21 protein-coding genes are annotated in these 22,814 nt (G+C 60.4%); 12 read left to right on the forward strand and 9 right to left on the reverse strand.

The features are described 5' to 3' along the window. Nucleotides 1-3: 3 nt before the first annotated feature. Nucleotides 4-1,434: a hypothetical protein gene (locus tag F550_RS0110805; protein ID WP_018148571.1), complete on the forward strand. Its 1,431-nt coding sequence runs from the start codon at nucleotides 4-6 to the stop codon at nucleotides 1,432-1,434. Here the strand turns inward: F550_RS0110805 and F550_RS0110810 are convergent. Beyond that, nucleotides 1,431-2,498 (reverse strand): PLP-dependent cysteine synthase family protein, encoded by a 1,068-nt coding sequence (locus F550_RS0110810; RefSeq protein WP_018148572.1) that lies wholly within the window; start codon nucleotides 2,496-2,498, stop codon nucleotides 1,431-1,433. The genes F550_RS0110805 and F550_RS0110810 overlap by 4 nt on opposite strands. Before the next feature lie 108 nt (nucleotides 2,499-2,606). On the opposite strand from F550_RS0110810, the gene cmk reads away from it, so the two are divergent. The 4 genes from cmk (at nucleotide 2,607) to mscL (ending at nucleotide 6,075) form a co-directional block, all read left to right on the forward strand. Continuing rightward, complete coding sequence (gene cmk, locus F550_RS0110815; RefSeq protein WP_018148573.1) at nucleotides 2,607-3,239, forward strand: (d)CMP kinase; 633 nt, start codon at nucleotides 2,607-2,609, stop codon at nucleotides 3,237-3,239. Nucleotides 3,240-3,368: 129 nt separating this feature from the next. Further along, nucleotides 3,369-5,138 (forward strand): 30S ribosomal protein S1, encoded by a 1,770-nt coding sequence (rpsA, locus tag F550_RS17600; RefSeq protein WP_083910971.1) that lies wholly within the window; start codon nucleotides 3,369-3,371, stop codon nucleotides 5,136-5,138. 105 nt (nucleotides 5,139-5,243) lie between these two features. Continuing rightward, nucleotides 5,244-5,543, forward strand: a complete 300-nt coding sequence (locus F550_RS0110825; protein ID WP_018148575.1) for an integration host factor subunit beta — start codon at nucleotides 5,244-5,246, stop codon at nucleotides 5,541-5,543. Nucleotides 5,544-5,652: 109 nt separating this feature from the next. Next, entirely contained in the window at nucleotides 5,653-6,075 is a 423-nt protein-coding gene (gene mscL / locus F550_RS0110830) for a large conductance mechanosensitive channel protein MscL (protein ID WP_018148576.1), read from the forward strand. Nucleotides 6,076-6,295: 220 nt separating this feature from the next. On the opposite strand, the gene F550_RS0110835 is transcribed toward mscL, so the two are convergent. From F550_RS0110835 to F550_RS0110850, 4 genes are all read right to left on the reverse strand, one after another. Further along, entirely contained in the window at nucleotides 6,296-6,982 is a 687-nt protein-coding gene (locus tag F550_RS0110835; RefSeq protein ID WP_018148577.1) for a DUF3299 domain-containing protein, read from the reverse strand. 69 nt (nucleotides 6,983-7,051) lie between these two features. Further along, nucleotides 7,052-8,320: an ABC transporter permease gene (locus tag F550_RS0110840; RefSeq protein WP_026180714.1), complete on the reverse strand. Its 1,269-nt coding sequence runs from the start codon at nucleotides 8,318-8,320 to the stop codon at nucleotides 7,052-7,054. Beyond that, nucleotides 8,320-9,027 carry an ABC transporter ATP-binding protein gene (locus F550_RS0110845; protein ID WP_018148579.1) on the reverse strand — a complete coding sequence of 236 codons (708 nt, stop codon included), beginning with the start codon at nucleotides 9,025-9,027 and terminating at the stop codon, nucleotides 8,320-8,322. The genes F550_RS0110840 and F550_RS0110845 overlap by 1 nt, the downstream gene beginning before the upstream one ends. A 7-nt stretch (nucleotides 9,028-9,034) precedes the next feature. Further along, entirely contained in the window at nucleotides 9,035-9,697 is a 663-nt protein-coding gene (locus F550_RS0110850) for a ZrgA family zinc uptake protein (protein WP_018148580.1), read from the reverse strand. 144 nt (nucleotides 9,698-9,841) lie between these two features. On the opposite strand from F550_RS0110850, the gene F550_RS0110855 reads away from it, so the two are divergent. Genes F550_RS0110855 through F550_RS0110865 form a run of 3 tightly spaced genes read left to right on the forward strand, consistent with a single transcriptional unit; the run spans nucleotide 9,842 to nucleotide 11,987 of the window. Continuing rightward, a complete protein-coding gene (locus F550_RS0110855) occupies nucleotides 9,842-10,741 on the forward strand; it encodes a ZIP family metal transporter (protein WP_018148581.1) in 900 nt (299 codons plus the stop codon). 56 nt (nucleotides 10,742-10,797) lie between these two features. Then, nucleotides 10,798-11,661: a hypothetical protein gene (locus tag F550_RS0110860; protein ID WP_018148582.1), complete on the forward strand. Its 864-nt coding sequence runs from the start codon at nucleotides 10,798-10,800 to the stop codon at nucleotides 11,659-11,661. 50 nt (nucleotides 11,662-11,711) lie between these two features. Further along, nucleotides 11,712-11,987, forward strand: a complete 276-nt coding sequence (locus tag F550_RS0110865; protein WP_018148583.1) for a hypothetical protein — start codon at nucleotides 11,712-11,714, stop codon at nucleotides 11,985-11,987. Between the two features lies 1 nt (nucleotide 11,988). On the opposite strand, the gene F550_RS18590 is transcribed toward F550_RS0110865, so the two are convergent. Together F550_RS18590 and F550_RS0110875 are read right to left on the reverse strand one after the other, a co-directional pair. Next, entirely contained in the window at nucleotides 11,989-13,110 is a 1,122-nt protein-coding gene (locus F550_RS18590) for a GtrA family protein (protein ID WP_018148584.1), read from the reverse strand. After that, nucleotides 13,107-14,084 carry a glycosyltransferase gene (locus tag F550_RS0110875; RefSeq protein WP_018148585.1) on the reverse strand — a complete coding sequence of 326 codons (978 nt, stop codon included), beginning with the start codon at nucleotides 14,082-14,084 and terminating at the stop codon, nucleotides 13,107-13,109. Before F550_RS0110875 ends, F550_RS18590 begins: the two co-directional genes overlap by 4 nt. Nucleotides 14,085-14,172: 88 nt before the next feature. Here F550_RS0110875 and F550_RS0110880 point away from each other — a divergent pair, with 88 nt between their 5' ends. From F550_RS0110880 to F550_RS0110890, 3 genes are all read left to right on the forward strand, one after another. Further along, nucleotides 14,173-15,960 (forward strand): hypothetical protein, encoded by a 1,788-nt coding sequence (locus tag F550_RS0110880; protein WP_018148586.1) that lies wholly within the window; start codon nucleotides 14,173-14,175, stop codon nucleotides 15,958-15,960. A 30-nt stretch (nucleotides 15,961-15,990) separates the two neighbouring features. Then, nucleotides 15,991-17,442, forward strand: coding sequence for an AMP nucleosidase (locus F550_RS0110885; RefSeq protein WP_018148587.1), 1,452 nt, complete (start codon nucleotides 15,991-15,993; stop codon nucleotides 17,440-17,442). A 72-nt stretch (nucleotides 17,443-17,514) separates the two neighbouring features. Further along, nucleotides 17,515-18,297, forward strand: coding sequence for a tyrosine-protein phosphatase (locus F550_RS0110890; RefSeq protein WP_018148588.1), 783 nt, complete (start codon nucleotides 17,515-17,517; stop codon nucleotides 18,295-18,297). A 7-nt stretch (nucleotides 18,298-18,304) separates the two neighbouring features. Here F550_RS0110890 and F550_RS17610 read toward each other — a convergent pair whose 3' ends face one another. After that, nucleotides 18,305-20,575, reverse strand: a complete 2,271-nt coding sequence (locus F550_RS17610) for a TonB-dependent receptor family protein (protein ID WP_169332263.1) — start codon at nucleotides 20,573-20,575, stop codon at nucleotides 18,305-18,307. A 209-nt stretch (nucleotides 20,576-20,784) separates the two neighbouring features. Here F550_RS17610 and F550_RS0110900 point away from each other — a divergent pair, with 209 nt between their 5' ends. Beyond that, nucleotides 20,785-22,278, forward strand: coding sequence for an MFS transporter (locus F550_RS0110900; protein ID WP_018148590.1), 1,494 nt, complete (start codon nucleotides 20,785-20,787; stop codon nucleotides 22,276-22,278). Here F550_RS0110900 and F550_RS0110905 read toward each other — a convergent pair. Then, nucleotides 22,275-22,814 carry a TadE/TadG family type IV pilus assembly protein gene (locus F550_RS0110905; RefSeq protein ID WP_018148591.1) on the reverse strand — a complete coding sequence of 180 codons (540 nt, stop codon included), beginning with the start codon at nucleotides 22,812-22,814 and terminating at the stop codon, nucleotides 22,275-22,277. The genes F550_RS0110900 and F550_RS0110905 overlap by 4 nt on opposite strands.

The following is a 22,814-nucleotide window of genomic DNA, read 5'->3' on the forward strand; positions in this document are numbered from 1 at the left end:
ACGATGACGCTGGTTTACATTCTCGGGTTGGTTGTCCTGGAAGGGTTTCTGCTCTTCCAGCTCATGCGGCTGGCACACGTCCGGTCGAATTCTACAGTACCCACAATTTTTTTGCAGACCATTCAGTCCGGATTGTCGCTTGTCTTTCTGACTATGAAGGCCTTCCTTCTGTTCGGAACGGTGCATGCCGACTTCCTTCTCGGTGCAGCGATCGTTCTGACCGTGTCGCTTGTCGCCGGGCTTGGCCTGCAGGTTCTTCTTCAGGTCATGAGCGCAGACAAAAACCGGCGCGCCAACATGCTCCTCTCTCTGTCAAATATGGCAGCTCACAGCCGGACCAATGTGTTGGTTCTCCTGCTACCTGCAGCAATCAATGCCGGCATACTTCTTTGGGCCTATTTCCATGTCCGTCCTAACGGCGTGATCGAAGCGGATCGCATCGATTTCGGCATGTTTATTTATTTCACTCTAGGTGCGGGGGCGGGAATTCTTCTGGCCGCGCGCGATGTAACCCGATTGGCTCTAGACCGAACGATCGGGCCCGTGGCTAGAAACATCGTGGCGATCGGTTCGCTGGTGGCCTGGGGGGCACAGGCCTGGCGTGCCTCGTATCCCCTGATCACATTTTCGCCGCCTGTGATCTGGGGCGTTGAGATCACACTACCTCACGTCATTGCCGTCGTAGCAGCGCTGTACGCCTTGGTTGTGATGATCCCCGTGATTGTTGGCGCCCGTCTATACGAAGAGGAGCGCGCCAATGTTCACCAAAACGCCGATACACTCCTTGAAAGGGCGGGACTCCTCGGAGAGGTCAAACTGGCGCCTGCTCTGCTGAAGACGTACCGGGACCAGATCGCCCGCGAGATCGAAGACTTGATGATCGGTCTTTTCAAGAAGGATCGCCTGCAGGAGATCATGGCATTCTGGCGCTGGGCGCCTCTGCCAGCTTTCGCGATCACGACAATCCGCGGCAAAGAGTATTTGAAGCTTGTCGAGCACTGGCGCTCGGTACAACTCGCTCAGGAAGTCGACCGCCATATAATCCGCGACGTAATAGAACGCCGGTGGTTCGAGGAGTTGATCGGCGTTGAAAAGCAGGTGCCTTACCTAAAACAGATCGGCGGCCTCGCAACGACCGTCCGCAAGGAAATGCCCAAGTGGAATTACCGCACGCGCACGTTCGATGAGCTTGTCGTGGTTCGCGAGGAGCTTGCGGGGGACGACATCCAAAATGCCAGCGGCATCGCGCGCCTTGCCAAAGCAAACATTTCGCAACTGTACCGCAAGTCGAATGGTCGGTCTGTTCTGACGGCTGGATACATGGCCGTCCTGACCATCCTTCTTCCATTCGTGCTCTCACTCTATGAGGAAGATCTAAAGGACATCCGCCCCGGCCTCCTTGAGCAGATCCCAGAGACATTGGGCGGCCGCTAGCCGGTCAGTTCCTCGATCGTCTTGAGGTGCGGGGTGACATCAAGGCCCTGCGCTTTTAGCCAGGCGTCGTTGTAGTACGTATCAAGATACCGCTCACCGCCATCGCAGATCAGCGTTGCGACGCTGCCTTCGTGGCCTGCCTCACGCATTTCAGCCATGAGATGGAGCGCGGTCCAGACATTGGTCCCGGTAGACCCCCCGCATTTGCGCCCAAGAACGCCTTCAAGCCAGTGGATCGTCGCGATCGAGGCCGCATCCGGCACCTGCATCATCCGGTCGATGACCCGCGGCTGGAACGAGGCTTCCACACGCGGACGCCCGATCCCCTCAATGCGGGATCGCGTCTTGAGTTTCAGGTCGCGGTCGCCAGTGATGTAATGATCATAGAAGACAGAGTTTTCGGGGTCGGCGACGCAAAGCTGCGTCTTGCTGGAAAGATCCCCGCGATATCGGATGAACCGGCCAATGGTCGCCGATGTGCCGCCCGTGCCGGCGCTCATCACAACCCAGTCGGGAATGGCGTGCTCTTCAAGGGCAAGCTGCGCGAAGAGGCTCTCAGCGATATTATTGTTGCCGCGCCAGTCTGTCGCCCGTTCGGCAAAGGTGAACTGGTCCATATAGTAGCCGCCGCTTTCGCGCGCGATCCGCTCGGCTTCGTCATAGATTTGCGGGGCCGGGACAGACCGGGTCTCGGCGCCGTAGAAATTGATCTGGTCAATCTTTTTCTGCGCGGTCCCCTCTGGCACGACCGCAATGAAACGGAGACCCAGAAGTTTGGCGAAATAGGCTTCGGAAACGGCCGTCGAGCCAGATGAGCTTTCGACGACCACGGTCTCTGGCCCGATCGCGCCATTGCAGATCCCGTAAAGATAGAGCGAGCGCGCAAGCCTGTGCTTCAGACTGCCGGACGGGTGGCTGGACTCGTCTTTTAGGTAAAGGACCTGCCCCGGAAAGGCGGGCAGGTCGACACGGATCAGATGTGTGTCCGATGATCGATTGAAGTCAGCGTTCAGCCGCCGGACCGCTTCACAGACCCATTGGCGTTCAGCACATAGATCCTGCATGCCTGTTTCCCCCGTCGGAGTGGTTAGTAGCGGCTCAAATGGCAGGTGCAGTCGCAGCTTGGCAAGGCTGGTTGACGCCTTGATCGACATGACGCATCTGTCCGCGCCATGATTATTGCTATCGACGGTACGCTCGCCTCCGGAAAAGGCACGATCGCCAGGCGCCTGTCTGAGCTGTTTGGCCTGCCTCACATGGATACAGGCCGCCTCTACCGCGCGACCGGTGTCGCCGCCCTCAATGCAGATGCCGACCTGACGGACGCAGACGCTGTTGCCACCATTGCGTCCAAGCTGGACCCAGCCGCGTTCACTGAAGGTGAGCTGCGCACCGCCGAGGCCGGCCTTGCCGCGTCTAAAGTCGCCGCCCTGCCCGCCGTGCGCGCTGCCCTGCTGGAGCTGCAGCGCAAGTTCGCGAACCAGACCGGCGGCGCAATCCTCGATGGCCGCGATATCGGCACCGTCGTCTGCCCTGGCGCCGACGTGAAGCTCTGGGTCGATGCCAGCGTCGAGGTCCGCGCCCAGCGCCGCCACGCAGAGCTGAAAGCGGCTGGCGACACCATCACTCTGACTGAGCTCACCGCCCAGCTTCGTGAGCGCGATGAGCGCGATCGCACCCGCAAGGATGCGCCCATGATCGCCGCCGCAGACGCGATCTTGATAGATACGTCCGATCTGAGTATAGACGCGGCTGTGGACAAGGCACGGGCCGCCGTTGAAACGGCAACCGCCCGCTCCGACTAGCAGGTTCTGACGCGTTTCGCGTCAAATCCAAAAACCTGCGTCAGCCTCGTTCTCGATCCTGATCCTTCGTCAACGCCAGCAATCCCGCTTGCGCGTCGTAAACCCGTACGGGTCAGTTCTGGAGTAACTATGTCAACTGAAACAATGAATCCGAGCACCGACGACTTCGCCTCTATGTTCGAAGACTCGGCGGCTGCTTCTACCCTGCAGGAAGGCCGCGTGGTCCCTGCAACGGTCGTTGCCATTACCGGCGACAACCTGATCCTCGATGTCGGCCTGAAAGTCGAAGGCCGCGTCGCCCTGAAAGAATTCATGCTCGAAGACGAGCAGCCAAAGCCGGGCGACATTGTCGAGGTCTTCCTCGAGCGCATCGAAAACCTGATGGGCGAAGCCGTTCTTTCGCGCGATAAAGCCCGCCGCGAAGAGAGCTGGATCAAGCTCGAAGACAGCTACAACAAGGAAGAGCCTGTGAAGGGCGCGATTTCCGGCCGTGTCAAAGGCGGTTTCACCGTCGACCTCGGCGGCGTCAACGCCTTCCTTCCTGGCTCTCAAGTGGACATCCGTCCGGTCCGCGACGTCGGCCCGCTCATGGGCGAAGTCCAGCCGTTCGCGATCCTCAAGCTCGACCGTTCGCGTGGCAACATCGTTGTGTCGCGTCGTGCGATCCTCGAAGAGAGCCGTGCCGAACAGCGCGCTGAAATCGTCGAAGCGATGAATGAAGGCGATGTCCGCGACGGCGTCGTCAAGAACATCACCGACTACGGTGCGTTCGTCGATCTCGGCGGCATCGATGGCCTGCTGCACGTCACCGACATGAGCTGGAAGCGGATCAACCACCCAAGCCAGGTCGTCAATGTTGGCGACACGGTGAAAGTCCAGATCATCAAGGTGAACGAAGAAACCCAGCGGATCTCGCTTGGCATGAAGCAGCTCGAAGCCGATCCATGGGAAGGCATCGAAAGCAAGTACCTCATCGGCACGCGTCTTCCAGGCGTTGTCACGAACATCACCGATTATGGTGCATTCGTTGAGCTTGAGGATGGCGTCGAAGGCCTGATCCACGTCTCCGAGATGAGCTGGACCAAGAAGAACGTTCATCCTGGCAAGATCGTCTCGACCTCTCAGGAAGTCGTTGTCGAAGTGCTGGATGTGGATTCCGAAAAGCGCCGCATCTCGCTCGGCCTCAAGCAGACCCAGGACAATCCATGGTCGGCTTTCCTTGGCGAGCATCCTGCCGGCACCGAAGTCGAGGGCGAAGTCCGCGGCATTACGGAGTTCGGTCTGTTCATCGGTCTTGGACCGGAACTCGACGGCATGGTCCACATCAACGACATTTCGTGGGATGTGCCAGGCGAGCAGGCGATTGCCAACTTCAACAAGGGCGACGTTGTCCGCGCGAAAGTGCTCGACGTTGATACCGACAAGGAGCGTATCTCGCTCGGCATCAAACAGCTTTCGGGCGATCCGATGACCGACATGGATGTGCGCCGCGGCGACACGGTCACCTGTACGGTTTCCGAGGTCACCTCCGGTGGCATCGAGGTTCAGTTCGGCGATCCGGCCATGACGGCCTTTGTCCGCCGCTCCGACCTGTCCCGCGACCGTTCCGAGCAACGCCCAGAGCGTTTCTCTGTCGGCGACAAGATCGACGCCAAGATCACCCAGATGGACAAGGCTTCGCGCCGCGTCTCCGTCTCGATCAAGGCGCTCGAAATCTCCGAGGAGCAGGAAGCCGTCAAGCAGTATGGCTCCGCAGACAGCGGCGCATCGCTCGGCGACATCCTCGGGGCAGCCCTTGCCTCTGGCGACGAGAAGGAGACCAGCAACAAGGTCACCGAGACGCCGGATGAAGTTGAAACCAAGTCGGATGAAGCCGGCGAGGACGACGACAAGGCCTGATAACTGGTCGAAATACGGGTTATTCCTGCCTTTTAGGAAGAATCCTGACATTGTTTGGGGCGGAGCCACTGGCTTCCGCCCCAAATTTCATTTACATTCAAAGTCATGCTCAGGTCAGAACTGATTGCCCGTCTGGCAGAAGAATATTCGCATCTCAGACACGATGATCTGGAGAAGATCGTCGCGGTAATCCTTGATGAGATTGCCGAGGCGCTCGCCGAAGGTAATCGTGTGGAGCTGCGGGGCTTCGGTGCCTTTTCGGTCCGGGAGCGCTCACCGCGCATCGGACGCAACCCGCGTACGGGCGAGAAGGTCGAGGTCAAGGCCAAGCGCGTCCCCTTCTTCCGTCCCGGCAAGGAATTGCGCGCGCGTGTAAATGGCGGAGACGATCCCGAAGCCCGCTAGTCTCAAGCGGTCGGTCGGCTATCATTCCTTCACAATTGGTTGACGCTAGGTCCAAAGCTGGGGATATCCAGTTTTGCCGTAGGGGCGGCATGCTCAGGGAGACATTTCAATGTTCAAGGAATTCAAAGAGTTCGCAATGAAAGGAAACCTGGTCGATCTGGCCGTTGGTTTCATTCTTGGCGGTGCGTTCTCGACAATCGTGAAGTCGCTTGTGAACGACATCATCATGCCGCCGCTCGGCCTGATCCTCGGCGGTGTCGACTTCGCTGATCTTCACTATCCACTGGATGGCGGCACGTATGAGTCGCTCGAAGCCGCAAACGAAGCTGGCGCGCCGGTCATCGCGTACGGCCTCTTCATCAACAATGTGATCTCCTTTGTGATCATGGCGCTCGCCCTGTTCTTTGTCGTGAAGGGCATCAACAACATGAAGCGCAAGCAGGAAGAAGCCCCGGCAGAAGTGCCGCCGCCGCCACGCCAGGAAGTTCTGCTGGAAGAGATCCGCAACCTGCTCGCCAAGCAGCAAGCCTAGACAGGCGTACACCAAAGACTGAACGCATCAGGGCGGTCCCATACGGGGCCGCCCTTTTCATTTGTGCCGAAAGAGTAAGAATTTCGCGCCCTACCAGCAGGCGCATCACCGCGGCTTGACCGCGGTGCCCATCTCCCTCGGATGAAGCTTTACGCTGACTTTTCCGGAGATGGACCCCGCGATCAAGTCGCGGGGAAACGCCGCAAACGCATTCACAGAACTAGTACTCGTAAATCTCCCAGCCCGTCATCTCGATCGTGTAGGCCGCATCGGCCAGACTTGAGTTCTGGCGTTTGGTGCGCAACGTGCCCTCGATCCAGACTGCCTGGGAAAGGTCGCGCAGCTTGATCTTGTCAGCCGTCTCGACGAACACCGTCTGGTTTGGCGGCGGAGGCGGCGCGTGCAGGCAGGCGCCGTAATATGGCACCAGCAGGAATTCGGAAATCTCGGCCTCGGAGCCATAATCGAACGGAACGGTATACCCGGGCAGGCGCACCTTCATGCCATCCATACCCTCGACGACATTGAATGTCCCGATCTGGATCGCCTGATCTGCCGCCGACCCTTCAGCGATGCCGCCGCCTGAATAAAGCCGGGCCATCTGGGCCTGGTACATCTCGGCGACGCGCTCTTCCTCGCCTTCCGGCATCAGCTCTTCCCAGCCGATTTCCGTGATGCCGCGTTCGGCAAGTTCTGCGTCGCGCGCTGCCTGGGCCGCAAGGGAATTGTCTTCAGGTTCAGGAACACGGTCACCGATTTCAGGTTCGCTGGAATTATCCGGCGCAGGCGCCTCTTCCATTTCAGCAGGTGCGGACTGATCGGGCTGAGCCGCCTCGCTCGTCTCGCCGCTGCATGCAGCAAGGACAAGAACGCTGACGGCCGTCATCAATGGATGGATCTGTTTCATACCTTCTGAAATAGCGCACAGGGCGGGCCGCTTCCACAAGCAACTTCACGCTGATCTGCCGTCTCCCTTTTAGAGCTTCACCGTCAGACCATCAGCCAGCGACCGGCGGAGCGCCATGACCGCCGGGATCGTCCCGATCAGCGTCGCGGCCCCGAAGACTGCAAGCACGGTCCAGCCATCAATGGCCGATATTCCAAGCCCGCCAATACCAATCCCGTAAGTCGAATTGAGCATCGGCCCGGCGATCAAAAGCCCGAGCTGCACCAGCAGGACGCCCGCAATTGCGCCTGACAGCCCCAGAAGGCTCGCCTCGGCCACCATCAGGAAAAATATGTGGCCAGGCCGCGCGCCTGTCGCCCGCAGGATCGCCATTTCACGGCGTCTCTCATTCAGGCTGGTAAGAATACTGGTCAGAACGGACACCAGCCCGACCGCGATAACAAAGATCGACACAGCGATCAGCGCCCGTTCGACAATACCGGTCACCTGCCAGAGCTCGCCGAGGGCCATGCCCGGGATGATCGCAAGCAGCGGTTCGCCGGCTTGCGTGTTCAGCGCCCGCTGGGTCCGCAATATGGTGCCGCGCTGCTCGAGGCCGACAAAGACCGCCGTGATCGACTTCGGTGTCAGGTCAAAGCCGCGGATCATGTCATCGCTGATCGTGTCGGCAAACGGGCTTCGCGTCCCGCTTTCCCAGCCGACATGGATTGCCGTCACGCCTTCCAGTGGGATGTGGATCGACCGGTCGACCGGCGTGCCCGTGGCGGCCATCACACCCGTCACAATGAAGGGCCGGTCCTCATGGTCGGTCAGCCCCCCAGCCCCGAGGCCATGGGTCAGCACAATTTCGCTGCCAAGCCCGTAGCCAAGCTCGCCCGCAACATCTGCGCCGATCACCGCCTCATAGATGTCGCCAAAGGCCTCGCCCTCGGCAAGCCGCAGCGGCGTGCCATTTCCATGTCGGTAGTGCTCAAAATAGGACCCGTTGGTCCCGACGACGCGAAAGCCCCGATGGCTATCGCCCAGCGATATCGGCACCGTCCAGGCAATGTCGTCGCGCTCTGCGATCGACTGATAGGTGTCCCAGCTGATCTCCGCCGTCGCACTGCCCAGCCGGAAGACCGAGTAAAGCAGCAGATTGATCTGCCCGGTAGGCGCGCCAACGATAAGGTCTGTGCCAGAAATCGTATTGTCGAAGCCTTCGCGTGCCCCGTTTCTCACCTTGTCGACGCCAAGAAACAGCGCGACCGAAAGCGCGACAGCCAGCACCGTCAGCAGGGCAGAGCCACGCCGGTTCATCAGGCTGCGCCAGGCAAGACCCAATATGGATAACCCCATCAGATGCCCCCTTTCGCACGGTTGATTTCCGAGAGGTCAACGCTCCGGTCAAAATGATCTGCAAGCGAGGCATCATGGCTGACAAAAAGAAGCGCCGATCCGGTACGGGCCGCTTCGTCGTTCAGGAGTTCGATAAACCTGTCGCGGGCATCTGCATCGAGGGCTGATGTCGGCTCATCGGCGACGATGAGATCAGGTCCACCGATCAGCGCCCGTGCCACGGCGACCCGCTGCTGCTGACCAACCGACAGCTCCGTCACGGGGCGGCTCAGCAACCGGTCACCGCTGAGGCCAAGCCGCGCCAGCAGACGCTCTGCTTCAGCCGCGACGCCTCCCTCCCCGCCTGCCGCGTTCCGGCGCGCAGCAGAGAAACGACACGGCAAGGTCACGTTCTGAACCAGCGACAGATACGGCACCAGATTGAACATCTGGAAGATCACGCCCAGCCTGTCGGCACGCAGCGCGTCGCGCTTTGGCCCGCTAAGGCTGGCCATGTCATGGCCAAGCACCCTCAGCTTGCCCGACTGCGGCTCAAGCACGCCGGCGATAAGACCAAGCAGCGTCGACTTGCCCGATCCGCTTGGCCCACGCAGGAAGACGCGCTCTCCAGCTGCCAGACCGAATTGCGGAATGTCCAGAAGCGTCGGCCCGGCCTGTTCCCAGGCAAAACGAAGCTCACCTATGTCGATGACAGATGTGTCGGTCACGATTGGGCTAGTCGATCCTGAGTTCCGGGCTTGAAGGGGTCAGTTCTGCCGACCTCTGCTGTGTATCCGAAACATAGACCGCTTCAATCTCTGACAAGGCCGGATACATGCCGAACCCGCCGAAACGGACACCTTGAAGCGCATCGGCATTCCGGCAGACGAAAGAATAATCCATCTGAAGCTCGCCATGTCCTGAGGCGATCCGCGTCGCCATCGATTTGGACGAGATATCGCAGCTGACCCCACCGCTGAAGGAGATCAGATTGGCATTATTGGTAAGGTCGTTCCTGACCGCCTCGATCGCCGCGCGGTCCTCCTCGGTCTGAGGGTCCTCAGTCAGGCCAAACGCCGACAGCGGCGCCTCCAGCGAAACGCCGATCATACCGTTCTGAGCTGTGACGACGAGCGTGCCATGACCGTGCACATGGCTGTCGAGCCGCGCGCTTGGCGGCGGCGCTTCGGGGGTCGGTGTCTGCACCTCGGTTACCGTCTCTGCCGGCTCATCGGGCGAGGGCTCGGTTCCGGCTTCGGGCATCGCCTCTTGCGGCGGGATCAGTGTCTCATCCGCCGGGGGCTCCGACACGTCGACTTCGTCAGTATCTACTTCGCCGCAAGCGGCGAGGAACGCGGCGGAGGCCAGCGCCAGAATTAATTCACTGCGATATTTCATGGGAGTCCCCTTTCAAGCGGTGCCATCGGCATGTATTGGCTCGCAATCTTCAAATGAGATACTATAACGTCTCAATCAGCAATCGCGCTTTAATGCAATGCCTGCCCAGATACGGGCAGACCAGTCGCCAGGCAGTCAACTCCCATGTGGTCATCCCTGCAAGCTCCGCTCTTCTTTGGCGTGATCGCGGCATTCGTCACCACGGTGGGGCTGGTGATCGTCGCCCAGCGTGCCCCATGGAGCGAGCGCAACGCCTCCATGTTCGGTCTCGCGGCCGCAGGCATGCTCGCAACGATGGCCTTCCTGCACATGATCCCGGAAGCGTTCCACCTCTCGGAACAAGCGCCGATCTGGCTCGCGACAGGCTTTTTTGGCGGGCTTCTCCTGCACAATGTGGTCTCCCTGCTTTTCCCGGAACATCCCGGCAAGACGCCTGTCTACCTCGCCCTGACGCCGCTTATCGCCATCGCCTTTCACTCATTTCTCGACGGCGTCATCTATTCGGTGACCTTCGCGACCAGCTTCGCATCGGGCGTCTACGCCTCGTTCGGCCTCATCCTCCATGAGTTTCCAGAAGGCGTTATCGCCTTCGCCATCCTGAAGCGCGCCGGGGTCAGCAATATGAAGGCGTTCTGGTTTGCCTTCCTCGCCGCCGCGGCCACCACGCCCGCAGGTGTGATCGTCTCTGCGCCCGTCATGTTCTCGCTGGAGCAGGAAACGCTCGGCGCCCTCTTCGCCATGTCAGCCGGCCTGCTCCTCTTCGTCGCAACCGGACCTCTGATGGCCCCCTTGAAAGAGATGAAACCAGCCCGCGGACTTGGCGCTGTCGCCGCTGGTATCGGTGCTGCGATGCTTCTGATCCTGATGCCGGTCCATGGCGGTCACGATCATGATCACGGCACTGGCGAGAATGAAGATCATGGCGACGCAACGACGCTAACCGGTTTTGCCCTCACCCCGCTCGCCTTGCGCGGCCCTTCCCGGACAAGCGCTCTAGAAACACCGCCCAGACACCGTCCAGACACCGTCCAGACACCGCCATAAAACCACATCGGCACCGCTTTTGCAGAGGTTACCGAAAGGTTACCAAGGGCGGATGAATGCGGGAAAAATTCGGTAGATACGCCAGCGCAATCATCGTATCGCTCGTCTCGCTGTATTGCGGCTCCAGCCGCTACGCCTATGCCGAGCCAGCAACAACTTCCGCCTGCGGCCTGAACGATGTTTTCGTGTGGCAGCTACAGCTTGATGCGCCCGAAGAAGAGGAAACCCCGGCCTATGTCCGGCAGGTGACCGAAGACTTCATCGCGCGCTGCCCGAACCGCCCCGAAATACCAGCCGCTCACCAGATTGCCGGACTTGCAGCAGGCTGGTCCGGGCTTCCAGACGTTGCTGTCCAACACTTTCGCAGCGCCGGCCCAATGCGCGAAACAGACGCGCTCTTCATGGCCGCGGCGGCAGAATTTCATACCGGAAACGCCAAAACCGCCTGGACCTTGCGCGACCGCGCCATTGATCTCTGGACAGACAGGCTCGAGCGCCGCGGCGCAGATGTCAAAACACGTGCCACACGCGGTGGGAAAGTCCATGCGATACGCTTTGCAAAACAGGCAGATGGCACAGGGATAACCCACGTCTGGCTCGCCCAGCCAAAGGGCGCTGGCTGGCCTGCCGCCCTCAGCCTGCAATCAAGCCGGCAACTCAATGCGCTCCACAGGCTGACAGCAGGCGAAGATGCGGGACCTGTCTCGAATATCCGCCTCTATCGCTGCCAGTCCCGGCGGCTCATGGCGCGCAGTGAAGATGTCTTCACCGAAGACGAACTCGAAGAGCTCGCGCACCAGTCGCTGACCGCCTATCTGGCCGACCCCGACAAAGAGGCGGGCGAAGACTTTGCTGTCTGTCTTTTTGCCAAAGACATGCTCGCAGAGCCCCAACCTGCCGCTCCGCTCTTGACGCAGTAGCGGCGGAAACGCCAGCTAGTATCCACGTTCAACCAAGCCGGTAAGTCCTCATGCCCAGCGCCATCCGGATACCGCTTTTGCTTGCTGGCGTCCTTCTGATCTGCGCGCCGCTGGTCGTCTATGCGCTCGACTCGCTCATTGGTCTCGGACGCCTCGATCCGCTGACACTTTCCACATTGATCGGAACTCTTGGCGCAGGCCTCCTGGGCTTCAGCCAGGGCGACAACTGGGCGAAATTCTTCCTCGCCCTGATCGCGGGACTCGCCCTTACTGCCCTGCAGGTCTACGGCATCGCCTTCCTCGTCCTTCAGACAAGCGGCGTCTGACTTATTGTGGCTTAACCGCGTAAACGGCGAGGTTCTTGCCGAAGAAATACCCTGCCAAGAAATCCAGCGTTCGTGAGAAAGGAAAGATCAACCGATCATAGATCGTGATCGACTTGCCGGTAACATCGCCTGACCCATTGTCGAACAGCTTGAAAGCCATCGTGGCAAAGACGCCAAGGCTGTCGGCAAACCGCACGCGCGTTACATCAAAGCCAGCCTGTTCCAGTTTGGAGACCAGTTCCTCGCGGCCATAGCGGCGCCAGTGGCCGACATTCCGGTCCATGTTTGAATAGAGAAAATCGAAGGCCGGGACATAGACAGCCAAGCGCCCACCTGGCCGGATCATGCGGTGCAGCTCACGCATGGCCGCTTCATCATCTTCGATATGTTCGAGTACGTTCAGCGTGAACGCGTAATCGATCGATCCATCTTCGATTTCATCAGTGTCTCGCGCAACATTAAAGCCATCGCTTTGAAGCCGGGTATTCAGACGGTCGTCGGGCTCAAGGCAAGTCAGCACGGCCGCCTTATCGGCAAGCGGCCGCGAAAAGGACCCAATGCCCGCACCGAAGTCCAGGACATGATCACCCGGCTCCATTTGCTGGGCGACGAATTCGCTGAGGGAGCGATTGTAATTCTTCGCATTGGCCAGCACGTCGAGCTCTTCAACACCCGTATATGGCATCTCAGTCGTCCCCCCCTGAAAACGGGCCGAGCGACCGCCATAAGCCGATTTACGGAAGGCGATATAGCTGTAGCCAAAATAGGAGATCCACATCGAGATGCCGCTCGCGATGGCGACCGCGACAGCGGGAATGACGTGGATCGAACTCATCACCAGAGCCGCGTAGATAAGGTAATTTGCAAGTGCGGCGGCAGCAGCCACCATTGCATAACGCACGCCTTCGCTGGCCTGGCTTGTCCGGCTCGGCGTGAAGGTAAAGGTCCGGTTCAGACGCCACGTTACCAGGGTAGCAATCACCATGGAGAAGACGCGGGAACTGAACGGGTCCAGCCCGGAATGGATGAGACCCGTCACAACGCCTGCATCGACAACGAAGCCAATGCCACCAACAATGCCGAAGCGGAAAACTCGCTGCGCCTGAGCGGTACCGAGCATCATTTCCAGTCTCCGGCCGGATAGGACAGGAAGACGGAGCGTTTCGCCTCTACTCTTGCGCGCGCGAGGCTGTCGAGGATGAGTCCGCAAACCGCCGTCACGGTCGCTATGATAACAAGCCCCATGGAGAGAATGACTGTCGGAAAGCGCGGGACAAGCCCTGTTTCAAGATAGGTCAGGGCGATCGGAGCCGAGAGGCAAAGCGCCAAAAATGTAAGTGCGAGGCCAATTGCCCCGAAGAAAGCGGCAGGGCGCGTTTCCTTGGCCAGCATCATGAACATCGCAAGAATCCGGAAACCGTCGCGGAAGGTTCTGAGCTTTGACGAGGAATCCTCCGGGCGCACCCCATAAGGGGTTGGGCGCTCGAGCGTCGGAATACCGATCTGGCAGGAATGGACCGACATTTCGGTCTCGATCTCGAACCCGGCAGAGATCGCAGGAAACGACTTTACGAAACGGCGCGAAAAGACCCGGTATCCTGAAAAGATGTCGCTGAACTGGCGCCCGAACATGTGATTGAAGAGCGAGTTGAAAATGCGGTTCCCAAAAGCATGTCCGCCCCGTCCGGCGTCTTTGGTCACATTTGTCCGAGTGCCAACGACCATGTCGACATGGTTCTTCTGCATCAGCTCAATGAGCGTCGGCGCCAGCGAGGCATCATAGGTGCCGTCACCATCCGCCATGACATAGATGTCCGCCTCGATGTCGGCGAAGATGCGGCGGACCACATGGCCTTTGCCCTGTCGGGTCTCAGTGCGAACGATGGCGCCCGCCTCACCTGCGATCTGCGCGGTGCCATCACTGGAGTTGTTATCGAAAACATAGATATCGGCGCCCGGCAGGGCTGCGCGGAAATCTGCGATAACGGCGGCAATGGTCGCGGCTTCGTTGTAGCAGGGCAGCGTAACAGCAATGCGCGCCTCTGCCGGGTCCGCCAACGGGCGGGGATCGAACGTTTCAACAGCCGCGCGCTTCATCGCGTCACCTTTCTGTAACCACATTCAGCGCTTATCAGGGGCTGGTGAACAGCTGGTTACGCCAGCCAGGCTTTCAGACGGGTGGGCTATGCAGACCGAAGGACCTTCGCGGGAAGCACCGCTCTGGCCGCTGATCGCGTTTGGCGCGGTCGCGATCGGCATTATCGCCCTTCAGGCGGGACCAGCGCTCGGCGGTGACCTGCGCGGCAATGATGACATGATGCGGATGCAGCAGGTTCGCGATTTGCTGACCGGAGACCGCGGCTGGTACGATGTCAGCCAGCGTCGCCTGCTGACGCCGGAAGGCGGGGCCATGCATTGGTCGCGGCTGCCCGACCTCTTCATCGGCGGCATCGTCTTTCTGCTCCAGCCGCTGATGGGCACGCGCATGGCTGAAGGCGTTGCTGCAACGCTTTGGCCCTTGGGGCAGTTTGCCTGGGTCCTTGCTGCGGCAGCGCTCTGCCTGCGGCGGCTTGGTGCGAGCCTCAGTGGGCAGCTGGCCGGTCTGTTCTTTCTTTCGATCTCATTTGCACTGTTCAATCTCCTGCCAGGGCGTATTGACCATCACGGACTTGGACTGGCGCTGACCCTCACAGGGTTTGCCGCTCTCCTGTCACCAGATCGAACCCGGCGGTCAGCAGTCATAGCTGGGCTTTGTGTCCCGCTCATGCTGAGCGTTGCCATCGAAAACCTGCCGGCGGCAGGGCTGCTCCTTGCAGGGTTCGGGCTGGCATGGATCGTCCGGGGGATCGAGGAAACCGGACGGATCCGTCTCTTTGGATCAACCCTGGTGATCGCAGCCCTGCTTTCCTATGTGCTGGATGCGCCGGGTGCGGGCGGTGTCAGGACGGTTTGCGACGCTTATGGCCAGTCGCATTTTGTCGCCCTTCTGGTTGCCGGCGCTGGCATGTTTACAATCGCGACATTCATGCCGGGCGCCTACCCCTGGCAAAACCGGTTGCTGGTCATGGCGATTGCCGGCGCAGCCGCGCTGATCACATTTCTCGTGGTAAATCCGGCCTGCCTTGGTGATCCTTATAGCGGCATCATGGAAGATGTGCGGTCTGGCTGGCTCTCCGGGGTGGGCGAGGCTCGCAACGCGTCGGCGGTGTTTTCTGACAGTTTCAGCTCAGGTCTTTTCTATTACGGCTTTGGCGTGGCGGGCATTGCGGCAGCGGTATACGCACTTGTGAGGGCGCCCTCGGGCCTGACGCTGGCCCGCGCCTTTCTTATTGGTTTCTGCGTTCTCGGCTTTGCGCTGTCGCTCTGGCAGCTTCGCGCAGCGATGCTGTCGCACGCCTTCGCGGCGATTGCAGGCGGCCTTGTGACAGGTATGGCGTTCGGCCACTGGCGAGCCCGGCGCGGGGGGCAGGCAGCGCTCATCCTGCTGCTCGTCGCAGTCTTTGCCTCACCGGCCGGATGGCGTCTGCCGGGCGTTCTCCTGCCTGATGAGGACACCTCAGCGAAAGAGGAAGACATCGACTGCACCTCCTCGGGCGCGCTTGCCCAGATAGCCGCAGCGCCCAGCATGGTTGTGTTCACGCCCATCGATCTTGGTGCGCCGCTTATCTTTCACACGCCGCATTATGCGACAGCGGCGCCCTATCATCGCAACCCGAAAGCGCTGAGCCGGGCGCTGAACATCTATACCGGCCCGGTGTCGGTGGCGCGTGAGAAGATGTCCCGGACGGGCGCGACCCATCTCCTCTACTGCCCCGGCCTCAACGAGATGGAAGCCTATGCCAAACGCGCTCCGGAGAGTTTTGCGGCAGCACTGGAACGCGGTGACATTCCGGCGTGGCTGGTGCCCATGACGCCGGCAGAAGCGCGCGTCGGAGATCCTGTTCTCTACACCATCGCCTTCGACCGCAATTGACGCGCGCGCGCCTTTGCGGCAACGGAGGGCATGTCAAAACTGGATACCCCCGAACACGTTGTGGACGCGCTGGAGCGGCTTTACTTAACCGCCGTCGAGACGCTGACCGCTAGCCTGGACGCCTACCTCACGGATGGCACACCGCCCGCACCTGAGCTTCGTGCCAGCCGCGCCTTCTGTTACCCTGCCCTCATCATTCGCTACGACCCTGAAGGTCCGCCGCCGCCGATCTCTCGTGCGTTCGGCAAGATGTCAGAGGCCGGCACCTATATCGCGACCATCACACGACCTGATTATTTCAGGCCCTATCTGATCGAACAGCTGACCCCACTGATGCGCGACTATCCGGTCGAGGTAGAGGTCAAGCCATCCGGGTCGGAAATCCCTTACGCCTATGTCTGGGACAAGGCAGAGTCCGGTGGCCTGGACGAGGTCAGCCCGGCAGAGCTGGCGCGCTGGTTTCCCTCGCCTGCACTAAGCTCGATCGGCGACGAGGTCGCTGACGGCCAGTTCTACTCACCCGGCGATACACGCCCGCTCGCGCTCTTCGACGGCCCGCGGACCGACTTTTCCCTGAAACGGTTGCAGCATTATTCAGGCACGCCAGTCGAGGACATGCAGCGCTATGTGCTGTTCACCAACTATCACCGCTATGTCGATGCTTTCTGCGACTGGGCGCTTGAGAAGCTGGCAGAAGGGTCCCGCTATACGGGCCTCTCGGTTGCTGGCGGCCTCAAGATCGATGCCAATACGCCGGATGCAAAATCAGCGATCGACGCCGCGCCATGGCGCCGCTTCCAGATGCCAGCCTATCACCTGATGGCCGATGACCGGACCGGGATCACGCTGGTGAATATCGGTGTGGGGCCTTCGAACGCGAAGACGATTACCGATCATCTGGCGGTCCTTCGGCCTGAATGCTGGTTGATGGTGGGTCATTGCGGCGGGCTGCGTCACAGTCAGCAAATCGGCGACTATGTGCTCGCCCACGCCTATCTGCGCGACGACCATGTCCTCGACGACGTTCTGCCGCCGGACATTCCTGTCCCGCCGATAGCGGAGGTCCAGATTGCCCTCCAGCAGGCGGCGGCCGATGTGACCGGCGAAAAGGGTGACAGGCTGAAGCAGCGCCTTCGCACGGGAACGGTGGTCACGACCGACGACCGAAACTGGGAGCTGCGCTTCACGGAGACCGCGCGCCGGTTCAACCAGTCCCGCGCGATTGCCATCGATATGGAAAGCGCAACCATCGCGGCGAACGGCTATAGGCTGCGCGTGCCTTACGGGACCCTGCTCTGCGTCTCCGACAAGCCGCTTCATGGTGAGATCAAGCTGCCCGGCGCGGCGAACCGCTTTTATGAGCGCGCCATTGGCGAGCATATCCGCATCGGGATCGAAACGCTGGAACGGCTGGCCCGCGACGGCGGCGCAGCGCTGCATTCACGCAAACTGCGCGCCTTCGATGAGCCACCTTTCCGCTAGGGTGCGGGTGGACGCCGCTATCTGTTCGCCCTAGCTGAGGCGACAGGTTCTTGTGGGCAGAAGGCAGGCGACATGGATGACAGGGTAAAGCCACTCGAGGGCGTGCGTAACTTCCGCGATTTTGGCAGATATCAGGGCTTGGACGGCGCACGGATCCGGTCCGGCAAACTCTACCGGTCGGGGCATTTCGGTGAGGCGTCAGAAAATGATCTGGCCGCTATCGACCTATTTAACATCACGCTTCAGGCAGACCTTCGCCGCCCCGATGAGCGCGAGCGCCATGGCGACAGATGGCCTGTCTCTGGCGTGAACCGGCTTTATTCAGACCTCGGCCGTGAAACCGATGCGCCGCATGTGAACTTCCTGCGCCAGGTCGCGATCAATGCGGACTCCTCGCGCGGCTGGATGCGCGATTATTACGTCAACGCGCCTTACCGCCCGGCGCTTGTTGAGACCTACACCGCCTGGTTCGACCATCTTGCACAGCTCGACGACGACAAGGCGGCACTGGTCAATTGCGCTGCCGGCAAGGACAGGACCGGCATTCTCTGCGCGCTGACCCATCACACGCTGGGCGTCTCAATGGACGACATTTTCACCGATTATGAGCTTACCAATACGGCCGCCAAGGTAGACGAGCGCCTGCCGGAAGCGCGCGCCTACTTCAACGACATGCTGAAGAAGGATTTCGATGACGCCGTCTATCAGCCCTTTGTCGGCGTTGATAACGAGTTTCTCGAAGCGGCCATTGCCGCGATCAAGGACCAGTCCGGCGACATCGATAGCTATCTGACCGAAACGCTTGGCGTCGATAACGCCAAGCGCGAGACGATCCGCGAGAAACTGCTGGTCTAGCTCGCGCCTAGAACGCGACTTCCAGACCAATCAGGATTTCCTGCGGCTTGCCGGGGCGAAGACCTGCCGGGTCGATTGAGGCGGCGTAGACTTCGTCGAACAGATTCTCGATTTTCGCCCGCACGCGCAGGCGCTCGGTCAGGTCGAACCAGGCAGCGGCGTCCGCGACCCAGCGGCCATCGATACGCTCACCTGCCGGGATCGCGCCCTGCCCGGCGCGTGCCCGCGCTTCATCGACATAATTGCCTTGCAGATTGACGCCCCACCGGGCCGCTTCGATCCCCGCAGTCAGGGTCAGCTGGTTCTCTGGCAAATAGGGAAGCTCATCACCCGCAACGACATTGCCCCATGGCTCATAGCTGCTCTGGAACGCTTCCTGGAATTCGGCGTCCGTCCAGGTGTAGACCAGCGCGATGGGCAGGGAGAGACCGGTATCGAGAAGCTGCGCCGCGTCCCAGCTTGCTGTCAGCTCAAGGCCCTTCACATCGACTTCACCGCCGTCGAACTGGTCGCCGATAACGCAATTGCCGCCGGAGGAGTTGGTGCACGCGCCGAGCAGGTTTGAATAATCGTTGAAGTAGGCGATCGCTTCGGCGCTGAAGGCGCCTTTGGCGTAACGCCCACCCGCTTCGTAATTGACGCTCTCTTCGGCGTTGGAGCTTGTATTGCCGGGGCTTGCGATCGCAAATCCCTTATGGACCCCGGCCAGCAGGGTGAGCTCATCGGAGACGTCATAAAGCACGCCAAGTCCTGGCACGACGACCTGGTCTTCAAGGGTGCGGACGCGGTCGGGACCGTTCGAGCGGGTCGGGTCGGCCGTGTCATAGTCGGCGCGGCTCAGCTCATAATCCTCAAACCTGGCGCCGGCCGTCACCGTCCAGCGGTCCCAGCGAATTCGGTCTTCGACGAAAAGGGCGAGCGCCTCGCCGGAGGAGACGCGATTGGCCTGGCTGCCGGGTGCGCCGGCCGTGGTCAGGAAAAGCTCTCCATCCTGAAGGCGGTAGGCGTCTTCTTCCTGAAAGCGGTCTTCTTCGTCTTCATGGACGCGCAGTCCGACCGTGACGTCGTGGGCAACATTGCCGGTGTTCGTCTGCCAGTTGAGAACCGACTGAATGCCTTCGCTTGAATAGTCGCGGCGATTGGCGCGCAGCACGATGGAATCGTCGACGCTGGTTGCGCCGGTGATGATGTCGAACTCTGCTGCGAAGGCGATCGGGTCAGCGATGATGTTCGAAATCCCGGTGTCCCCGGATGCGCCAGCGCCGGTCGCGGATATTCCCTGCAATTTGTACCAGTTACGGAAGAAGTCGTGGCGGTAAGCAAAGGTCGTCAGCGAAAGGTTTGGCGTGAACTCAACCTTGTGGGTGAGCTGGAAGAGCTCATTCTCACCATTGAATTCATCGTTCCGGCTCGCGTCATAGCGCCGATAGGGATCGGCCCGGAAATCGTCCAGCGTCAGGCCCAGATAGGTCTCGTTCGAGGTTTCCTCGCGGCTCTGATACTTGAATTCCAGAGATTGCGGCAGGGCGGCGTCTTCATTGTAGAGGCCGAGCTTCATGACGATGTCATCGGCGTCAAAGCCCGTCGGTCCACCGGAATCGAGGCGTTTGAAGCCATCTGTCTCGTCATGGAACAGCTCGATCAGACCGCCTGCCTCAAGCGTTCCGGCAATCTGCTCGCGACCGCCCAGCCACGCATGGGCGCGCTGGCGGTCATCGGTGCCGTAAAAGGCCTGCGCAAAGCCGGAAAAGTCTTCCGGAACGGGCGTGGAAAAGAGGTTGATGGCACCGCCCGTGGTGCGCGGGCCATAGCGAACCGCTGCGGGGCCTTTGGTCACTTCGATGGCGTGCATCCGCCCAGTGGTCGGAAAGTAATAGGCGGATGGCGACGCGTAGGGCGCTGGCGCGATGGGGACGCCATCTTCCATCAGTACAATTCGCGATGACCTGTCAGAGCCGGACCCGCGAAGACCAATATTCGGCCTGAGGCCATACCCATCTTCTTCCTGGATGTTGACGCCCGGCACGGCACGCAGGACGCGCAGCACATCGGTCTGGGCCTGAACGGAGAGATCTGCGTCAGAAAGGAACGAAACCGAGCCCGCGACATCTGCCGCGTCTGCTGCACTGCTTGTGACAAGGACGGTCGAGAGCAGGCGATAGGGATCGTCCTGCGCGTCGTCCAGAGAGGTCTCAGCCCCCTGAGCCAGTGCCGGGAGCGCAAAGGCCGTCCCAAGCAATAGGTTTCTCAGGGCGTGGCGGGAAACGACGGAAGGCATCAGGGTTATATCCATAGAGATTGAGAATTATTCTCAGCGCGCCTACCCGCTCAGGATTAAGCACGCAAGTGATAATTACTCTCAGTCGCAGCGCTGGGACTGCTCATCGCCGTGACGCGGCGGCATGGGAAATGAAAGTCTTTCCAAGTGCTTCGTTTTGGCGGAGGCTGATGCAAAGACGCCGAAAACCGGCGCGACGGGAGAACAAGATGAGCAACCAGGCAACGCCGCCACCCGCAGAAGTGCTCGGCGCAGAACCGAGGCTCGATCTTGGGGGCGCGCTCGACCGGCACGGACTGGCCTGGGCGATCTTCGAATGGGCGCGCAACCCGTATTACGTCCTCGTCGTGATCTACATTTTCGCGCCCTATTTCGCGGGCCTCATTGGCGCGAACCTGATCGCCAGCGGTGAGCTGGACGGGCTAGGCGGGGCCGAACAACGGCAAGCTGCAAACGCGGCCGGGCAGGCGACGATTTCTTCGCTGGTCAAATATGGCGGCTTCATTGCCGCGCTGACCGCCCCCTTTCTTGGCGCAGCGCTTGACCGGGGCGGCCGGCGCAAACCCCTGCTCGGCTTTTTCCTCGGCGTGATCGCCGTCATGTCATTTTCGCTCTGGTGGCTGAAGCCGGATGGAAGCGGGATGCCTATCTGGATGGGCATGTCAGCGCTGATCATCGCGGCAGTGGCTTACACTTACTCCGAGGTGACCCACAATGCGATGCTGAACATGAACGGCCGCGCCAGTGCGCTACCAGCCATTTCCGGACTTGGCCTTGCGCTCGGCAACCTCGCTGGCGCCCTGATCATGGGCTTTATCGTTTTTGCTTTCGCGATGCCTGCGCTCGTCCAGTGGCCTTTTGCAGAACCCCTCTTTGGCGTCAGCGTGGCCAATGGCGAACACCAGCGCCTTGCCGGACCGCTTTGCGCAATCTGGCTCGGCCTCTTCGCAATTCCCTTTTTCCGTTATGCCAAAGATGGCGGCACGAAAGGCGCGCGCTGGGGCGCCGCGATGAAGCATGGTGCCCAGGGTCTTTGGAAGACGGTCCGGAATGCTTCGGACAATAAGGAAATTCTCAAATATCTCGCCGCGCGCATGCTCTATGCAGATGCCATGGCCGCGCTTCTTGCCCTCGGCGCCGTCTATATCGGTCTGTTCCTTGAGTGGAATGTCGTCGAACTCTCCGCCTATGCGATCCTCGCTTCGCTCTTCGCTTTTGGTGGCGGGATCATCGGCGGCTGGCTCGACGGTCTTGTCGGTCCCAAACGGGCGCTCATGATCGAAATCCTCGGCATGATCGCAACGCTCGCCTTTCAGCTTTCCATCACCCAGGAGGCGATCCTGTTCGGACTGATACCGGGCTTCGAAATCTGGGACGGACCGATCTTCAACACGCTTTCTGATGTGGTCTATCTGAGCACGTCCGCCTTTATCGCCATCACGGCAACGGCGAGCATTTCATCCAGCCGCTCCATGCTGGTCCATCTCGCGCCAGCAGATCGCGTCGGAGAATTCTTCGGCCTCTATGCCATTGCAGGCACGGTGACCGTATGGCTCGGGCCGCTATTGGTGGAGCTTTTCACGAACTGGTCAGGCGATCAGCGCATCGGGATGAGCGCAATCGCGCTCCTCTTCGTGCTAGGCCTCATCGTGCTGACAACGGTGCATTCACCGCACCATCCCGCCGTCGAGGAGAATAGCTAGCCTGTTTCCCGCGCGACCCGGTCAGTTCGGCGTGGACGCAGGTAAAACTCGTCGGACAGTGTTTTGGTCGTCGTGAAGAAGTAGCCGAGCGCTGAATCGTAATCATACTCGACCTCGGCAAAGATGACCGATCCATCCTCCGGCACGATGCCTGCCGGCACGGAAATTGTCGCATCGTCCGTGTAAGGCGTCATGTTGCGACCCTCACTCCACGCGACCTTTGTCGTGCCGTCGTCATCATAGAGGCTGGAGACCCGCATGCGCGCATCCGAAATCGGATTGGGCTGGAAGATCATCCGCGTCGCTTCGAAGATATCATCCATCTCATCATCGTTGACGGTCGCCGCGCGGGCGACGAGGTCGCCGAGAGACGACGCAGAGCTCGTCACCTTGCGATCGAGAACCATCATGAAGGAAAGCTCGATACAGGCAAAATAGATGAGGATCATGACCGGCGCGATGAGCGCGAACTCGATCGCAGAGACGCCGCGATCAGCGCTGCGAAACTTCCGGAAGGCATCTGAAATACGGCGCAT

The sequence above is a fragment of the Henriciella marina DSM 19595 genome (genome assembly GCF_000376805.1).
In the GTDB taxonomy this organism is placed as follows: domain Bacteria; phylum Pseudomonadota; class Alphaproteobacteria; order Caulobacterales; family Hyphomonadaceae; genus Henriciella; species Henriciella marina.

Excerpts from the sequence above, each read along its gene's own strand:
- F550_RS0110850 (WP_018148580.1), bottom strand. The coding sequence starts at position 9,697 with ATGAAATATCGCAGTGAATTAATTCTGGCGCTGGCCTCCGCCGCGTTC.
- mscL (WP_018148576.1), top strand. The coding sequence starts at position 5,653 with ATGTTCAAGGAATTCAAAGAGTTCGCAATGAAAGGAAACCTGGTCGAT.
- F550_RS0110875 (WP_018148585.1), bottom strand. The coding sequence starts at position 14,084 with ATGAAGCGCGCGGCTGTTGAAACGTTCGATCCCCGCCCGTTGGCGGAC.
- F550_RS0110860 (WP_018148582.1), top strand. The coding sequence starts at position 10,798 with ATGCGGGAAAAATTCGGTAGATACGCCAGCGCAATCATCGTATCGCTC.
- F550_RS0110805 (WP_018148571.1), top strand. The coding sequence starts at position 4 with ATGACGCTGGTTTACATTCTCGGGTTGGTTGTCCTGGAAGGGTTTCTG.
- F550_RS18590 (WP_018148584.1), bottom strand. The coding sequence starts at position 13,110 with ATGATGCTCGGTACCGCTCAGGCGCAGCGAGTTTTCCGCTTCGGCATT.
- F550_RS0110835 (WP_018148577.1), bottom strand. The coding sequence starts at position 6,982 with ATGAAACAGATCCATCCATTGATGACGGCCGTCAGCGTTCTTGTCCTT.
- F550_RS0110840 (WP_026180714.1), bottom strand. The coding sequence starts at position 8,320 with ATGGGGTTATCCATATTGGGTCTTGCCTGGCGCAGCCTGATGAACCGG.
- F550_RS0110825 (WP_018148575.1), top strand. The coding sequence starts at position 5,244 with ATGCTCAGGTCAGAACTGATTGCCCGTCTGGCAGAAGAATATTCGCAT.
- F550_RS0110880 (WP_018148586.1), top strand. The coding sequence starts at position 14,173 with ATGCAGACCGAAGGACCTTCGCGGGAAGCACCGCTCTGGCCGCTGATC.
- F550_RS0110905 (WP_018148591.1), bottom strand. The coding sequence starts at position 22,814 with ATGCGCCGTATTTCAGATGCCTTCCGGAAGTTTCGCAGCGCTGATCGC.
- F550_RS0110890 (WP_018148588.1), top strand. The coding sequence starts at position 17,515 with ATGGATGACAGGGTAAAGCCACTCGAGGGCGTGCGTAACTTCCGCGAT.
- F550_RS0110865 (WP_018148583.1), top strand. The coding sequence starts at position 11,712 with ATGCCCAGCGCCATCCGGATACCGCTTTTGCTTGCTGGCGTCCTTCTG.
- F550_RS0110855 (WP_018148581.1), top strand. The coding sequence starts at position 9,842 with ATGTGGTCATCCCTGCAAGCTCCGCTCTTCTTTGGCGTGATCGCGGCA.
- F550_RS0110900 (WP_018148590.1), top strand. The coding sequence starts at position 20,785 with ATGAGCAACCAGGCAACGCCGCCACCCGCAGAAGTGCTCGGCGCAGAA.
- cmk (WP_018148573.1), top strand. The coding sequence starts at position 2,607 with ATGATTATTGCTATCGACGGTACGCTCGCCTCCGGAAAAGGCACGATC.
- F550_RS17610 (WP_169332263.1), bottom strand. The coding sequence starts at position 20,575 with ATGCCTTCCGTCGTTTCCCGCCACGCCCTGAGAAACCTATTGCTTGGG.
- F550_RS0110810 (WP_018148572.1), bottom strand. The coding sequence starts at position 2,498 with ATGCAGGATCTATGTGCTGAACGCCAATGGGTCTGTGAAGCGGTCCGG.
- F550_RS0110885 (WP_018148587.1), top strand. The coding sequence starts at position 15,991 with ATGTCAAAACTGGATACCCCCGAACACGTTGTGGACGCGCTGGAGCGG.
- rpsA (WP_083910971.1), top strand. The coding sequence starts at position 3,369 with ATGTCAACTGAAACAATGAATCCGAGCACCGACGACTTCGCCTCTATG.